Origin of the sequence: Nitrosomonas cryotolerans ATCC 49181 (assembly GCF_900143275.1) — a bacterium.
Classification (GTDB): Bacteria; Pseudomonadota; Gammaproteobacteria; order Burkholderiales; family Nitrosomonadaceae; genus Nitrosomonas; species Nitrosomonas cryotolerans.
In genome coordinates this window covers 1,853,666-1,870,264 of sequence record NZ_FSRO01000001.1, presented here as the reverse complement: position 1 = coordinate 1,870,264, position 16,599 = coordinate 1,853,666, and the positions used below count along the sequence as shown (strand labels likewise).

Below are 16,599 nucleotides of genomic sequence, written 5' to 3'. Positions count from 1 at the left end.
CATTCTCACATGAAAAGGCTTTTATTTCTTTAATCGACTCTGTATCAATACACAGCTTCACCAATAACTTATCTGCTCGTTATAACACCATCCATACCCAATTTTTTTAATTTTACAAGTTCACTCTCTGCTATACCTCTTGTCGGAAAAGGTCCAATTCGTACACGAGTGATTTCGTTATTATCTATCTTAATAGTTTCAGTGTAGGCTCTAATACCATTAAAAACAAGCTGCTGCAATTGTTGCTTAGCTTTAGCATGATCAGAAAAAGCGCCTAATTGCACAACAAATTCGGACGCAACACTACCCACTTCCTTATTTTTAGCGACAACTTCGGTTTTGTTTTTAACTGGGATTTTGGTCCTATTTCTATCAGGTAGAGGCTTGTATCCGGGAATAGGGATAGCAGCATATTCCTGTTCCATCAACATTTCTGAGAAGTTCTTATTACCTTGCGGAGAATCTAAAGATTCAGCAGGCAACCGTTTTATTGAGTCTATTTCTTCGTAAGGATCAACAATAGGTAATTCATCAGTCGGTAAAAGCAAATGGGTTGAATCACTGATCATATCCTCCGAAGGAATACGAATATCGATCTCATACTGCTCCTGCTTTGGTTCATCAAATATCATTGGTAAAATGATAACTGCTATAATCACCAACGTAATCGCGCCAAGCAACCGTCTTCGGGCCCGCTTTCTTAATAATAGCTCTTCTTCACTGATATTTTTTGTCATTTAGAAGTACCTAGTTCATTATCTATACTGTCTCATATTCTGGTATTGTAATACCGCACCAACCGTATAGAATGAGCCTAGGACACAAATTCTATCATTTTTACTCGCATGTTCACAGGCAAATGCAAAGGCTGCGACAGTATCAGAAAAAGCATGAATAATCCCATTCATTTTTGTTATTCCAGCGTCCTCCAACTTTTCCACTAGTTCATCAGCGCTCGCGCCGCGTAACGATGAATCAATAGATGATATCAACCAGACATCTATACTGTATTTTAATGCTTCTATAACACCCGCAATATCTTTATCCCTTAGCATAGCCAAGACCGCATAAGTATATTGATGAGGCTTTGCAGCATCAAGATTAGCTGCCAGAGTGCGTGCGGCACTTGGATTATGAGCGACATCCAGTATAATTAACGGTTGCCCGGGCAATACCTGAAATCGACCAGGCAATACGACTTCCAGCAAACCACGACGGATATCATTCATGCTCGTCGGCAAACTCTCCCCCAGCATGCCCAATGCTGCCAGGCAAGTGCTAGCATTTTGTAGCTGATTAGTGCCGCGCAATGCGGGATGAGATAAAGAATGGCGCCATCCTTTAGGACCCCAGAAGTCCCACTGAGCCTCCTTCGCCACATAACCAAAATCCCTATCGACATGAATTAGGCTGGCACCAATTCTTTCTGCATACTCAGGCACGGTTAGCGGCATTTCTCGCTCCGAACAAATAGCCGCCTTGCCTTTCCGAAAAATACCGGCTTTCTCAAATCCAATTTTATCCCGCGTATCCCCCAGATAATCCATATGATCAAGATCAATGCTAGTTAATATGGCACAATCCGCATCGAAAATATTTACGGCATCTAGGCGTCCGCCTAGTCCAACCTCTAAAATGGCCACATCCACTTCCGCTCGGATAAATAAATGCATTGCAGCCAATGTACCAAACTCAAAATAAGTTAAGGAAACACCGCACTGAATCCTGGCTGATTCCACCACCTCAAATGCCTGGCATAATAAATCATCGCTTATTGGACGCTGGTTTATATGTATGCGTTCGTTATAGCATAATAAATGAGGTGAAGTATAACAACCAACACGATATCCAGCACAGGTTAAAATTGCCTCCAGCATCGCACAGACAGAGCCTTTCCCATTGGTCCCACCCACAATGACAAGAGGGCATGTAGGAGCCAATCTAAGTTTTTTTCTGACATGATTAACACGTTCCAGCCCCAAATCAATAATATTTGGGTGAAGCTGCTCTAGATAAAGAAGCCAGTCCGATAGTCTGCTATTAGGTTCTATGCTTGGATCTGTCATTTACTTTCAATCATGGCTCGACAAAGACAACTATGGTAAACGACTGACTATCAATCATGAAAATAACAAATAATCATATTACAGGAGCTGGCATACGCATTAACAATGTACAAAGATTCACAATTTCGTCACGCATCTGTCTACGATCCACAATCATATCTATTGCCCCATGCTGCAGTAGAAACTCAGCACGCTGAAAACCCTCTGGAAGAGTTTGACGCACTGTCTGTTCAATAACACGAGGTCCAGCAAAGCCAATTAACGCACCCGGTTCAGCAATTACAATATCACCAATAAAAGCAAAACTGGCTGATACGCCACCCATAGTTGGATCCGTCAATACCGAAATAAAAGGAAGTTTCTCTCTACTTAAACGGGTTAATGCGGCCGTTGTCTTCGCCATTTGCATCAAGGAAAACAAACCTTCCTGCATACGTGCTCCACCACTAGCAGTAAAACAGACAAAGGGCAAATGCTGTTCGACACACACCTGTATACCTCGAACAAAACGCTCACCAACTACTGAGCCCATTGAACCACCCATAAAACCAAATTCAAAAACAGCTATAACTATGGGAATCGTCTTAATGTTACCTTGCATAACAACCAAGGCATCATTTTCATCAGTATTTGTTTTAGCCTGAGATAACCGATCAATATAGCGCTTACTGTCTTTAAATTTAAGTGGGTCGATTGCTAACACTTCTACCCCAATCTCTTGACGTCCTTCAGTGTCCAGCAATAAGTCAAGCCGATTTCTAGCAGAAATACGATTATGGCAGCCACACCTAGGGCAGACATTAAGATTCTTAACCAAGTCAGTATAATAGAGTACCGCCTCGCAGGCGCTACACTTGCTCCAGAGACCCTCCGGAACGATTTTTTTTTCGCCGTTCTCCTTACGCTTAATCTTCGGCGGAATAATTTTTTGAAACCAGCTCATGGATAGAATATCCTACAATGAATATTTAATAGTGCTATCACCCTGATCAATAGCGTAGCGCAATGATTTCAATAAATTATGAACATTTGCTAATAATTCTGACTTAGATGATCTTTCAATCTCTTCGATAATGCGACTGCCAATTACCACGGCATCGGCCAACACTGATACCGCTCTGGCCGTATCTGCATCACGAATGCCAAAACCAACACCAATTGGAATCGAGATAAATAAACGTAATTGCGTCAGCATATTTTCTACTTCATTTAAGTCAAGATGTGATGCACCTGTCACACCCTTAAGTGAAACATAGTAAATATATCCTTGAGCCACTTTTGCCATTTGTTGTATGCGTTCTTGCGGTGTTGTAGGAGACAACAAAAAAATTGCATCAATTTCATGACGTTCTAGATGTTTTATCCATTCATCACATTCCTCAGGTGGGTAATCAACAACCAGCACCCCATCTACACCACATTCTTTTGCTTTAGAAGTAAAATTCATATATCCCATCGCTTCTATGGGATTAGCATAACCCATTAATACAACAGGCGTATTCATATCCGTTTTTCTAAATGTCGACACCATCGTCAAAACATCTTTGAGTCCCACCTGATGCATCAATGCTCGCTCGGAAGAACGCTGAATAGTCGGTCCATCAGCCATGGGGTCAGAGAATGGCACGCCAAGTTCTAGAATATTCGCACCCGCCTCTACCATTTCATGCATTAAAGGAACAGTCAACGTCGGATCTGGATCACCTGCTGTAATGAATGGAATCAGCGCTTTCTTCTTTTGCTCTTTTAGTAAATTAAAAGTTCTAGTAATACGATTCATACGATATGAGTATTGTTGGGTTTATGAGAACAGTCCACTTTAATATTCAGAACACAAATAGATATACAATACAGCATCATAACGTTAATCCAGACATCTGCGCTACAGTTGACATATCCTTATCACCCCTGCCCGATAAATTTACCAAGAGTAACTTATCTTTACCCAATGTCGGCGCATATTTAGCCGCGTATGCCAATGCATGGCTGGATTCTAACGCTGGCATAATCCCCTCATAGCGACAAAGTGCATGAAATGCCGATAACGCTTCATCATCAGTAACCGCCACATATTCGACGCGACCAATATCCTTAAGCCATGCATGTTCTGGACCAACGCCTGGATAATCCAGGCCGGCAGAAATCGAATGCGTATCAATTATTTGACCATTCTCATCCTGAATCAGATAAGTGCGATTCCCATGCAACACACCTGGCGTTCCTTTCACCAAAGTAGCGGCATGTTGATTAGTTTCAATACCTTTACCAGCAGCCTCTGCACCAATCATATGCACATTACTGTCAGCGATATACGGATAGAACAATCCAATAGCATTCGATCCTCCCCCAACACAAGCAATCAATACATCGGGTTGCCTTTCATACATCTCCTGCATCTGAATCTTTGCTTCATTTCCAATAATAGATTGAAAATCACGCACCATCATAGGGTAAGGATGCGGTCCAGCAACGGTACCAATGATATAAAAAGTATCCTGAACATGAGTCACCCAATCACGCATGGCCTCGTTGAGAGCGTCTTTCAGTGTCTTAGATCCAGACTCAACCGGTACAACGGTTGCACCCAGAAGCTTCATTCGATAAACATTAGTAGCTTGACGTTTTACATCTTCAGAACCCATGTAAACTACACATTCCATTCCATAACGCGCAGCCACCGTCGCACTCGCAACACCATGCTGCCCAGCGCCTGTCTCAGCAATCACACGTGTTTTTCCCATCCGGCGGGCTAGCAAAGCCTGTCCAATAGTATTATTAATTTTATGTGCCCCGGTATGATTCAGATCTTCTCTTTTAAGAAGAATCTGTGCGCCACCCAGATATTCTGACCATCTTTTTGCGTGATAAATAGGACTAGGACGACCTACAAAATGCTTTAATTCATAGGCAAACTCTGCCTGAAAATCAGGATCATTACGATAATGCTCGTATTCCGCACGTAATTCCTCTAATGCCGACACCAATGTTTCAGCAACAAACACACCCCCGTAAGGGCCAAAATGCCCCTTTTTATCGGGAAGATCATAAACATTCACTATTTCTAACTCCTTGCATGAAAGCAGAGATTTTCGTTTCGTCTTTTATACCTTTGACAGCCTCCACGCCACTCGACACGTCAACCGCCCATGGCCGAGTTTGTTTAATTGCCAAAGCCACATTACCGGAATGGAGTCCACCAGAGAGAATGAATGGTAATGGTAAATCTTGAGGAATCAAATCCCAATCAAACACATGTCCCGTTCCCCCCGGCATATTCACAGAATAGGTATCAAGCAGTAAACCTTTTGAATTGCTATAACGAGCAGCGTATTGTAACAAATCTATTCCACTCCTCACTCGAATAGCCTTAATATAGGGCAATGAAAACTGATTGCAGAATTCAGGTGACTCATCACCATGAAATTGTAGCAGGGTTAGGCCTGCACGAGTTGCTGTTTCCTCTACCCAGTTCCGAGTTGGATTCACATATACCCCTACAGTACTAACAAATGCCGGCAATTTTTCAGTAATCTGGCCTGCTATATCAGGTAAAACGGCGCGCGTACTTTTAGGCCAGAATACAAAACCTATTGCATCAGCCCCTAATCGTGCAGCGGATAATGCATCTTCAACACGAGTAATTCCACATATTTTTACATGAACCGGCATAACCATGTTTATCTAGAAACCTTTGCAAAACCCCAATAGTTGAAGAATTAACCTTTTATAATCAATAGTTGAAAGCTTCTGATGAGGGCTTTTGCAAAAACCTCATCTAATGAAGTAATAAAAACACAGCACGTAAATCAGCATCCAACAATCTGCCGATGCCATAATTCCTCTCATCGCAGTATAGCAGGCAAGCATATCTCAAATGGGTATTCAATAAAATCAGGTAATTGCCATATTGAATCGTAACTAACTCCCGCTAAATATAGTCCGGCAGCAGAAAAAGTCGGCGCAGCATAGGTTCGGTTGCGGCTCTCAAGCAGTGTTTGCATCCATTCAGGCGCGTATTTCCCTTTACCGACATATACGAGACTACCCACTATATTACGAACCATATGTTGTAAAAAAGCATTAGCACATATTTCAAAAATAAAAAAATTATTTTGACGATAAATTTCTAATCTGGTTAACCTCCGTACAGGAGATTTTGCCTGACATGCAGCGGCGCGAAAAGCCGTAAAATCATGCTCCCCCAGTAACATTTTAGCAGCAACCTGCATTCGTGTCAGATCAAGAGAATGATGTAGCCAACCTACCCTAGCGTGACAAAGACCCGGACGGACAGGACGGTTCAATAACAAATAAAGATAACGACGCTCATAGGCACCATAGCGAGCATGAAACTGATCGGATACCACGGATGCCCATGATACAGCGATATCATGAGGCAGGAATCGATTAACACCACGAACCCAGGCATTTAAGGGGCGCTGTGCCTGCGTATCAAAATGAACTACCTGATATAGTGCATGCACCCCCGCATCGGTACGGCCAGCCGTGACAACACGAATAGTATGACAAGCAATCTTTGACAAGGCTATTTCCAGGATGTCCTGAACTGAACCACCTGCCGGCTGACTTTGCCAACCACAATAACGGCTACCGTTATATTCTAGAACCAGCACGATTCTCACAATAAAAATACCGCTATTTCAAATCTAATTCGTATAACCACTATAAATAGGTAATTAATGACAAACACAAAAAAACTATAAATCTTCTAATATCCTTCGTGCAATCTCTTGTTGCTGTGCATCCCCCTCATGCATCACCTCTTCTAAAATCTCTTTAGCACCCTCTTTATCATCCATTTCCTGATAAGCTTTTGCCAAATCAATCTTTGTTGCAACTTCATGCCACTGTGCAGTCTTCTCTACAATGCTTTCATCATCGGATATAGGCGGAGCAGACGGGTCATCCATATTCAGATCAGACAAATCTGACTCGGATGAAGGTAACATAGAATCTGCAGCGATACTAGATTCGCCAGGCGATGGAACCGCCTTCTCACTTGCTTCCGTATTTTTATTCTGGGATGTAGCTTCATCCAGCAATTCCGTATCAGAAACCTCAGTCGTCGGTGTATCAAGCTCAAATACAATACTATCTTCCATATTATTCAGTTCGCTTTCAGATTCTAGCCGCTTAAAAGGATCATCTAATCTTTCAGTATCCATTGAATCTGTCGAAAAATCATAATCTTCTTCATACGTTGACAATCCTTCAGTGCCAGATCTATCCGATGGTCCCGCTCCATCCAGATCAAGATTCATTTCAGCATCTTCCGCCATCTCCTTTACTGAATCTATTTCAGAGCCGAATTGATCTACAGCCACATCAATTTTCGCCTGGTTCGTTTCCTTATCTTTAACTGCTTCAGCACCATTAGTTGCACGATCTAAATTCAGCTCAACATCAGATTCAGATGCGCTCCTTTCCCAACTTCCAGGTTGATCCTGTAAACTGATCGCCTTTTCCGAATCGGCACTATCATTTACAGCATCATGTACATTTTTACTCGAAAAAGAATCAACATCCTGATCAGATAAATCTCTTTCAGCTTCATTAACACGAGATGAGCTGACATCATCAAATCCTGGTGGGACCACATACTTTTTATCAATCCGCGGATCATCTGTATCAAACGAGGAAAGTGAATCAGTTGTCGTCGCTGCGGCCACCATGTTATGGCGTGCCAACGATTCCTCATCAAAATCTTCTATTTCCTTATGACTTGCCTCACTCTCGGATCTTTTCCGACGAACAATAATCAGTATTCCCAATAGTGACAAAACAAGAATCACTCCTACATATTCAATTCTTTCATTTAATTGATTTATCAGAGAAGCACCATCAGTGGTGGGAGAATGATTCTGAGCAAGGCTATCTGCGGTGGATTGAGAAGTCACAACAGATTTTTGCTTATCAGAGGAATTTGGCGACAGGTCTGATGTTGAATCAGATGACGGTGTAACCACTTCAATTAAATCTGATGCTGGTAGTGACTTGATTTCCGGTGTAGTTTCAGCTTGTAATTGCGCCTTTGCCAAAACAGGATCTTCTAATTCCAAGAGTAACTGTAAATTTTCAATACTTTTTTCAAGCATTGCAACACGTTCATTAGCCTCCTTTAATGCCAAATTTCGCGCAATAGAGTCCTCTTCCATCATACGAAGACGATCTAACGTTGTCCCATCAGTCGTATTCTCAGAAGCATTTATAGATTGAGTTCCACTAGAAAGCTTCAATATTTCTTTAGGTGATTCCATCATGGCAACAGATTCATTGCCAACGGTTGTTGATATTTGTCCCGTATCTGTCTGTTTAAGTATATCTCGTGCCTGCGCCCCTCCCGAAACGGTTGCCAATTTGTCTCGATAACCATACCAATCAGTTACCTGCGCTTTTACTTCCATATTCGCATCCGTCTCTTTAATCATCGCTATTTCACCGCTACTGGGTATACGTAAGATAGCACCTACCTTTAACAGATTCATATTATTTTTTATAAAGGCGTCATGATTTGCACGATACAATGCAACCAACATTTGATTAAGGTTTACTCCCTGAGGTGAAACTTCACGGGCAATCCTAGATAATGTATCTCCTCGAGCAACAGGCCCATAAGTATCTGTTACTTGACTGGTTACAACAGGCTGACGCAAGGAAAAATTTGAATCATCGGCCTGCTGACCAGGTAACACAGTCCGCTCATCTAGCTCAGATTCATTCGCAGCAGATATCAGTTTAACTGTGGGTACGACAGGTTCTGGTATGTCTGTCTCAACGGGATCCAATAATATCGTATATTCACGTAACAGACGGCCCGATGACCAACTTAGCTCCACCAGCATATTCAAAAATGGCTCGTTGACGGATTGTGGAGAAACAATTTTGGCATACAACGCACCACTAGAACGTGACTCTATGGAAACCGCGAATGTAGAGAAGAAAGGCTCGTAATTAATACCGGCTTTTTGAAATGCATCACGTGACGCAAGATTCGCTTTTAGGGAAGAAACCTCACTATTGCCTATTGAAACCAAATCGATTTCCGCTCTAAATGGCTGTCCCAAAGCAGAATTAAGCGTTAATTTACCTAATCCCGCAGCATAACCGGCCCATGGCAACATCGAAATGATTACAAACAAGCATATTCTAAAAAAAGATTTATACACGGAGGTACCCTTTTGTGTTCTTAGGAAGACAAAAAATGCTAGCATTGCATGGTGTTTATATAAGCTGAGATTATTCCTTACTTTATATACTAATTTGTTCCGATTGAATGCATAACCAAGAAAACCGCCGGTATGCCAGCACCTTACCTTAGTAAGTCATTAACCCCAGATTAAGCGTTACTCTTCTATTAAAATACGTAACATCCTTCGTAGTGGTTCTGCAGCGCCCCAAAGCAGCTGATCTCCAACCGTGAATACGGACAAATATTCCTTCCCCATAGCCAATTTTCGTATCCGTCCTACTGGTATCGATAATGTTCCCGTAACTGCGGTAGGCGTTAATTTTTCTGTCGTAAGCTCTCGTTCATTAGGCACGACACTCACCCACCTGTTGGATTGAACAATTACATCTTCAATTTCATCTAATGGCACATCTTGTTTTAATTTAATTGTTAAAGCCTGACTATGGCAACGCATGGCACCTACTCTGACACATATACCATCTACAGGAATTGGCTGGTCACGATGGCCAATAATCTTATTTGTTTCAGCCTGTCCTTTCCACTCTTCACGACTCTGCCCATTTCCAATATGCTTATCTATCCAGGGAATTAAGCTCCCCGCCAGTGGTACACCGAAATTTTCTACCGGAAATGCCTTATTACGCAGTGCTCCCGCTACTTTTCGATCAATATCCAGTATGCTTGAAGCAGGATCATCCAACAAATCCTTAGCTGCTCGATGCGCTTCACCCATTTGCTGCAACAATTCACGCATATTTTGTGCCCCTGCACCAGATGCCGCTTGGTACGTTGTGGCACTCATCCATTCCACCATGTCTTCTTCAAGCAAGCCACCTACCGCCATTAACATCAGACTGACAGTGCAATTACCACCAATATAATTTTTGATACCATTATGTACACCCTGCTTAATAACAGGCATATTAACTGGATCAAGTATAATGATGGAATCATCTTCCATGCGTAAGGTTGACGCTGCATCAATCCAGTATCCTTGCCAACCAGACCGGCGTAATTGACCAAAAATTTTTGTAGTGTAAGCGCCGCCTTGACAAGAGATAATGACATCCAATCGCTTTAATTGCGCGATATCATAGGCATCTTTAAGTAATGGTATTTCCTTGCCAATATCAGGACCTTTTCCGCCTATCTGAGAGGTTGTAAAAAATATGGGCTCTATCGATGAAAAATCTTCTTCCTCCCGCATGCGCTGCATCAACACGGAACCAACCATTCCTCGCCAACCTACAAAACCTACCTGTTTCATTAATGATCTCTAATTTAATAGTTAGTTAAGATACTGCTAAAAAATTTGTAATCGCATGTAAACGCGAATAAAAACACACAACATCAATAATTAAGATGTTATCGACATCATTCGATTATTATTGAATAATGTCGATGCGCTATAAACTCGCTAATATTGCATCACCCATTTCCACTGTACCCACCATATTCATTCCTGAGCTGCCAATATCACTTGTACGATAGTTTTGGGATAATACTTTTTTTACTGAATTTTCAATACGTTGTGCAGAATCTTCCTGATTAAAAGTATAACGTAGCATCATTGCAACCGACAGGATTGTTGCCAGTGGGTTCGCCATGTTCTTATCCGCGATATCAGGTGCTGAGCCATGTATGGGTTCGTATAGCCCTTTATTGTTTTCATCAAGTGAAGCAGAAGGCAACATCCCGATAGAACCTGTCAGCATAGAAGCTTCGTCCGACAAAATATCTCCAAACATGTTGCCGGTCACTATGACATCAAATTGTTTGGGATCTCGTATCAGCTGCATAGCGGCATTATCAACGAGCATATGTGACAGTATTACATCCGGGTATTCTTTTGATGTTTCAGTCACAACATCACGCCATAACTGAGTGCATTCCAGCACATTCATTTTATCAACGGAGCATAATTTATGACTTCTTTTGCGTGCAATTTGAAAAGCAACATGCGCAATTCTACGAATTTCGGCCTCGCTATAGATCATCGTATTAAAACCGACACGTTGCCCATCACGTTGTTCAATACCCCGCGGACCACCAAAATAGATATCACCGGTGAGCTCGCGTACAATCATGATATCTAAACCAGACACTACCTCAGGTTTCAAAGTCGAAGCACCAGCTAATTCAGGATATAATATTGCAGGACGCAAATTAGCAAACAAACCCAGCGTTTTACGTATACTCAGCAAACCCTGCTCGGGACGTTGCTGTCGAGGCAACATATCATACCGTGGCCCACCTACAGCACCCAGCAATACAGCATCAGCCTCTGTAACCAGCTTACGCGTCACCTCTGGAAATGGTTCACCTGTTGCATCAACTGCACACCCACCCAGTAAACCTGGCTCTAATTCGAATTTCAATCCGTCACGCTGTAATACTGTTAGTACGCGTACAGCCTGCGCTATAATTTCTGGACCAATCCCATCACCTGCCAAAACAGCAATTTTCATAAAACGTATATTTAACCAATAAAGTTTGCTTTACATAAATAACCAGGGCTGCTCTATTCGCCTTTTCTGCTCAAATTGCCTGATTTTATCTGCAGACTGCAAAGTCAAACCGATCTCATCCAGACCATTCAGCAAACAATGCTTGCGGAAAGAATCGACGTCAAAAGTAAAGGTCATATTATCAGGCGTCGTAATCATTTGGGCTGCTAGATCGACTGTCAAACAATATCCATCGGTTACTTGCACTTCACTAAATAATTGATTCAGAATTTCAGTGTCCAATACAATAGGCAGCAGACCTATCTTAAAGCAGTTATTGAAAAAAATATCAGCAAAGCTAGGTGCAATAATGACACGAAAACCATAATCCTGGAGTGACCAAGGCGCATGCTCGCGACTCGATCCACAGCCAAAATTAGCACGCGCAAGCAATATCTGCGCACCCTGATAGCGTGGCTGATTAAGAATAAAATCGGGATTCAAGCTGCGTTGAGACGCATCCATGCCCGGTTCGCCATGGTCCAGGTAGCGCCATCCATCGAATAGATGCTGACCAAAACCTGAACGTTTAATGGACTTCAGAAATTGTTTTGGAATAATCGCATCAGTATCAACATTGGCACGATCCAGTGGCACTACAAGCCCTTCAACAGTATGAAATTTTTCCATCAGCCGCTACTCGGCCGATCGTTCAATTGCTTTACCGCCTTTCTGCACATCCTTGCCAAGTCCAGCCATCGTATTACAGGCAGATAGATACGACACAGTAACGATCGTTACTATCAGTGATAATATTCTCATCATAATTTTCCTTAAAAAAGCACATTATCTTCTTAAAACTAATTGACCTCTCTTACATCAACAAAATGTCCGGCTATCGCAGCTGCAGCAGCCATAGCCGGGCTCACTAAATGGGTCCGGCCGCCAGACCCTTGTCTACCTTCAAAATTACGATTAGATGTTGAAGCGCAACGTTCTCCCGGAGCTAGACGATCTTCATTCATTGCAAGACACATAGAACATCCTGGCTCACGCCATTCAAATCCAGCTGCCTGGAAAATCTTGTCAATGCCCTCCTGTTCGGCCTGTTTTTTTACCAAGCCAGAACCAGGCACAACCATTGCCAGCTTAATTGTCGAAGCAATATGTTTTCCCTTAACGACCTGAGCCGCAGCACGTAAATCTTCAATACGTGAGTTAGTGCAGGAACCAATAAATATTTTATCCAAGAAAATTTTATTTATCGGTGTATCGGCTTCTAACCCCATGTATTTCAGCGCCTGTTCGATATCATGCCGTTTAACCTTATCAGTTATCTGAGCAGGATCAGGTACAGCTTCATCAACTGTAACCACCATTTCTGGTGAAGTTCCCCAGGTTACCTGTGGTTTAATCTGCGCCGCATCTAACGTCACAGTCTGATCAAAAATGGCAGCTGAATCACTTTTCAGAGTACGCCAATAATCAACCGCTTTTTTCCATGCATCATTTTTCGGCGCGAAAGGTCGCCCCTCAATATAATTAATCGTTGTATCATCTACCGCAATCATACCAGCGCGCGCGCCCGCTTCAATTGCCATATTACAAAGCGTCATGCGACTTTCCATAGAAAGAGCACGTATCGCACTGCCCGCAAATTCAATTGCATAACCGGTACCACCCGCAGTACCGATTTTACCGATAATAGCCAATGCAATATCTTTGGCCGTAATACCAAGGCCCAGTTTACCTTCCACCAGAATCTGCATCGTCTTAGCCTTCTTCATAAGCAGGCACTGCGTCGCCAGTACATGCTCCACCTCCGAGGTACCAATACCAAAAGCAAGACAACCAAATGCACCATGAGTGCTGGTATGTGAGTCACCACACACAACTGTCATGCCCGGTAGAGTTGCACCCTGCTCAGGCCCAACTACATGCACAATCCCCTGGCGCAAATCATTCATTTTAAATTCAGTGATACCGAGCTCGTCACAGTTCTGATCCAGCGTATCGACTTGTAAACGTGAAATGGGATCACTGATTCCATGACTGCGATCCGTAGTTGGTACATTATGATCAGCCACTGCCAAGATCGAATTCACCCGCCAAGGTTTGCGACCGGCCAGCTTTAAGCTTTCAAATGCCTGTGGACTGGTAACTTCATGTACCAGGTGGCGATCAATATATAATAGCGTCATGCCGCCAGATTCAGTATGTACTACGTGCTGTTGCCAGAGTTTGTCGTATAGCGTTTTCATCTTGAGAGATAAGATTTTAGAGAACATAGAATTATCACACAAAGTGACCGCAAGAAACAGGTCAAGATCCTTGTAATGTCGGAAAATCACCCATATTATCAGATGAATGCTAGACAAATAGGCATGCGGAGAAATTCATTTTCCTTATTACACCGGCACACTTACTAATTAAAATAGTGCGACCTATCCGACTCAATCAAACAAGAACAAATCTGCGGAAAAAAAAGGGGACAGTTCATTTACCATCAAGACTTAGCCTAAACTTCGAACATATCTCTATGTAAGATATCAATCACAGCTGGCTAATCAGCTGTGCGTCAAGTTGACTCAGACGCTCTGGTGTACCTACATCAAACCACATGTCATTAAAATATTCGCCACTAATTTTTTTCATTTCAATTGCTTCACGTAATAACGGCGCAAGTTTAACAGCCATATTGGGCTTAACATTATTAAAAAACCAGGGTTGATAGACACCAATACCACTGAAAGTAAGCTTTCTTCTCCCTGCCAGCAGAATTTGGCCCGAGTCGCTGTCCAAAGCAAAGTCACCCTCCACATGATGGCCGGGATTATCTACCAGGACTAGATGGGCTAGATACTTCTCAGGATTTGATTGCATGTACTGCAGTACTGGCACAAGCTTAGCAAAATCCAAGTCACAGTAAATATCAGCATTTATTGTTAAAAAAGGCTGATTTATCCACCCATCTGTTAATAAGGGCAATGCATTCGCAATACCTCCTGCTGTTTCCAGTACCAACGATTCAGGCGAATAATGAATATTTACACCATAGCGCTCACCATCTCCTAATGCGGATTCGATCATTTCACCAAGATAGGCATGATTGATCACAATTTTCACAAAACCCGCACGCGCAAGATTTTTCAGATGATATTCGATCAATGACTGATTCCCCACCCGTAATAGCGGTTTAGGTAGCAAGTCGGTCAACGGGCGCATACGCTCACCGCGGCCAGCAGCCAGAATCATCACTTTAAACGGTAATAAATTAGAAGGTGTAGCCAACTTTGGTATCTGCTTCAATGCCGTCAAGCTCATCCAGTAGATTTAGTAGTGCATGCAACTCTCGATAACGCTCACAAGTTTTGCGTAAATATTCCATTACCAATGGCATATTTTTTAGATAAACATTCTTTCCATCGCGATGGTACAAACGTGCAAATATACCCAGCACTTTAAGGTGACGCTGCACACCCACCCATTCCAAATCACGATAAAAATCGGCAAAATCAGATGCTACAGGCAATCCAACCTTTCTGGCTTTTTCCCAATAGCGAATCGTCCAGTCTAAAATACGTTCCTCATCCCAACGAATGTAAGCATCCTTAAATAGCGACACAAGATCATACGTAATCGGACCATATACCGCATCCTGAAAATCGATAATACCCGGATTGGGAGATGCCACCATCAGATTACGTGAGTGATAGTCACGATGCACAAATACTTTAGGTTGAGATAGAACTTGCTGCAAAATGCGAGCAAAGGTTAAATCCAACACGCCTTTCTGACTCGAAGTTAAATTTATCTGCAGATGCTTGGCTATGAACCATTCTGAAAAAACATTCAATTCCTTATATAATAACGCTTTATCATAATCTGGCAACACGCCCGCACGACTCGCCAACTGGATCTTTATCAAGGCATCGATTGCATCGAAATACAGATCGCTCGCATCATGATTGCCGTCATGCAATGCTTGTAAATACGTCATATTTCCAAGATCAGAGAGCACTAGAAATCCCTGTTCAAGATTTTCTGCCAGTATGGCAGGAACATGTACTTTTGCCTCTGAAAATAAATGGGCAACAGACAGAAAAGGCGTACAATTCTCATATTGCGGCGGCGCATCCATCACAATCAGTGGTTTGTCGTTTATATTATTAAAGAGAATGCGAAAATAGCGGCGAAAGCTAGCATCAGAAGAAGCCGGCTGCACGATATAAGATTGATTGGGAAATTGCGTTTCGACCCAATTCTTTAAAAGCTGCAAGCGTCGCATAAGGATAACCCGATGATTCAATAAATTGAAAAAATCTTATGAAATACTGAAATATGAAAGAGCTATTTACAGCCAGTGATTCTCCTCTAGCAATAAAAAAACCAGCTATCATAATAAACAGAAATAAAAGAAGATATCAGCTCATTTATTCTTACTTATTATATGACCTCTAAAATAATTGCACTGATTGCCTAATCACTAGAAGTATGAGATTTTAACACATCGCAGCCATACCTTATCAGATGAGCAATAAACCAAAGATCATGGAGAATAGAAATATGCTTAACAAAAATATATTAGATGAGATCAACACGAAAGTCAGCGAAATATTGGAACACAGCCCAGCAAAAGACATTGAAAAGAACTTCCGAGTGATGCTGATGAGCGTATTTACGCGATTAGATTTGGTAACACGAGAAGAATTTGACGTGCAACAGCAAGTTCTGCAACGCACAAGAGAAAAATTGATCGCACTGGAAATAAAAGTAGCCGCACTGGAAAGTCAGATAGAATTAACGACCCCGGAAACCGGTATGACGACAACACAGACCGATCAGATCAAGGATCTATAGATATAACAATGCTAAA

At 42.2% G+C, this 16,599-nt stretch carries 16 protein-coding genes; 1 reads left to right on the top strand and 15 read right to left on the bottom strand.

Annotated elements, in window-relative coordinates; translation table 11 throughout:
• Positions 1-68 precede the first annotated feature (68 nt).
• From BUQ89_RS08335 to BUQ89_RS08265, 15 genes are all read right to left on the bottom strand, one after another.
• On the bottom strand, positions 69-737 hold the full coding sequence (locus tag BUQ89_RS08335; protein WP_028461699.1) for an SPOR domain-containing protein: 669 nt from the start codon (positions 735-737) through the stop codon (positions 69-71).
• An 18-nt stretch (positions 738-755) separates the two neighbouring features.
• Entirely contained in the window at positions 756-2,066 is a 1,311-nt protein-coding gene (gene folC, locus BUQ89_RS08330) for a bifunctional tetrahydrofolate synthase/dihydrofolate synthase (RefSeq protein ID WP_028461698.1), read from the bottom strand.
• 73 nt (positions 2,067-2,139) lie between these two features.
• Positions 2,140-3,009 (bottom strand): acetyl-CoA carboxylase, carboxyltransferase subunit beta, encoded by an 870-nt coding sequence (gene accD, locus BUQ89_RS08325; protein ID WP_028461697.1) that lies wholly within the window; start codon positions 3,007-3,009, stop codon positions 2,140-2,142.
• A 12-nt stretch (positions 3,010-3,021) separates the two neighbouring features.
• Complete coding sequence (gene trpA / locus BUQ89_RS08320) at positions 3,022-3,846, bottom strand: tryptophan synthase subunit alpha (protein WP_028461696.1); 825 nt, start codon at positions 3,844-3,846, stop codon at positions 3,022-3,024.
• A gap of 76 nt (positions 3,847-3,922) precedes the next feature.
• Positions 3,923-5,122, bottom strand: coding sequence for a tryptophan synthase subunit beta (gene trpB, locus BUQ89_RS08315; protein ID WP_028461695.1), 1,200 nt, complete (start codon positions 5,120-5,122; stop codon positions 3,923-3,925).
• Positions 5,109-5,735 (bottom strand): phosphoribosylanthranilate isomerase, encoded by a 627-nt coding sequence (locus tag BUQ89_RS08310; RefSeq protein WP_028461694.1) that lies wholly within the window; start codon positions 5,733-5,735, stop codon positions 5,109-5,111. Before BUQ89_RS08310 ends, trpB begins: the two co-directional genes overlap by 14 nt.
• A 173-nt stretch (positions 5,736-5,908) precedes the next feature.
• Positions 5,909-6,709, bottom strand: a complete 801-nt coding sequence (gene truA, locus BUQ89_RS08305; RefSeq protein ID WP_028461693.1) for a tRNA pseudouridine(38-40) synthase TruA — start codon at positions 6,707-6,709, stop codon at positions 5,909-5,911.
• 75 nt (positions 6,710-6,784) lie between these two features.
• The gene (locus tag BUQ89_RS08300; protein ID WP_245812950.1) at positions 6,785-9,226 is read right to left on the bottom strand and encodes a FimV/HubP family polar landmark protein; all 2,442 of its coding nucleotides are present in this window, start codon (positions 9,224-9,226) and stop codon (positions 6,785-6,787) included.
• Positions 9,227-9,430: 204 nt separating this feature from the next.
• On the bottom strand, positions 9,431-10,543 hold the full coding sequence (asd, locus tag BUQ89_RS08295) for an aspartate-semialdehyde dehydrogenase (protein ID WP_028461691.1): 1,113 nt from the start codon (positions 10,541-10,543) through the stop codon (positions 9,431-9,433).
• A 139-nt stretch (positions 10,544-10,682) separates the two neighbouring features.
• Positions 10,683-11,744, bottom strand: coding sequence for a 3-isopropylmalate dehydrogenase (gene leuB, locus BUQ89_RS08290; protein ID WP_028461690.1), 1,062 nt, complete (start codon positions 11,742-11,744; stop codon positions 10,683-10,685).
• A gap of 30 nt (positions 11,745-11,774) precedes the next feature.
• On the bottom strand, positions 11,775-12,413 hold the full coding sequence (gene leuD, locus BUQ89_RS08285) for a 3-isopropylmalate dehydratase small subunit (RefSeq protein WP_028461689.1): 639 nt from the start codon (positions 12,411-12,413) through the stop codon (positions 11,775-11,777).
• A gap of 6 nt (positions 12,414-12,419) precedes the next feature.
• Positions 12,420-12,548, bottom strand: a complete 129-nt coding sequence (locus BUQ89_RS08280) for an entericidin A/B family lipoprotein (RefSeq protein WP_143071249.1) — start codon at positions 12,546-12,548, stop codon at positions 12,420-12,422.
• A 35-nt stretch (positions 12,549-12,583) separates the two neighbouring features.
• Positions 12,584-13,984 (bottom strand): 3-isopropylmalate dehydratase large subunit, encoded by a 1,401-nt coding sequence (leuC, locus tag BUQ89_RS08275; protein WP_028461688.1) that lies wholly within the window; start codon positions 13,982-13,984, stop codon positions 12,584-12,586.
• A 292-nt stretch (positions 13,985-14,276) separates the two neighbouring features.
• Entirely contained in the window at positions 14,277-14,978 is a 702-nt protein-coding gene (gene murU / locus BUQ89_RS08270) for an N-acetylmuramate alpha-1-phosphate uridylyltransferase MurU (RefSeq protein WP_028461687.1), read from the bottom strand.
• 19 nt (positions 14,979-14,997) lie between these two features.
• A complete protein-coding gene (locus tag BUQ89_RS08265) occupies positions 14,998-16,011 on the bottom strand; it encodes an aminoglycoside phosphotransferase family protein (protein ID WP_028461686.1) in 1,014 nt (337 codons plus the stop codon).
• Between the two features lie 278 nt (positions 16,012-16,289).
• Between BUQ89_RS08265 and BUQ89_RS08260 the strand changes: the two genes are divergently transcribed.
• Complete coding sequence (locus BUQ89_RS08260; protein ID WP_028461685.1) at positions 16,290-16,583, top strand: accessory factor UbiK family protein; 294 nt, start codon at positions 16,290-16,292, stop codon at positions 16,581-16,583.
• The last annotated feature ends 16 nt before the right edge of the window (positions 16,584-16,599 follow it).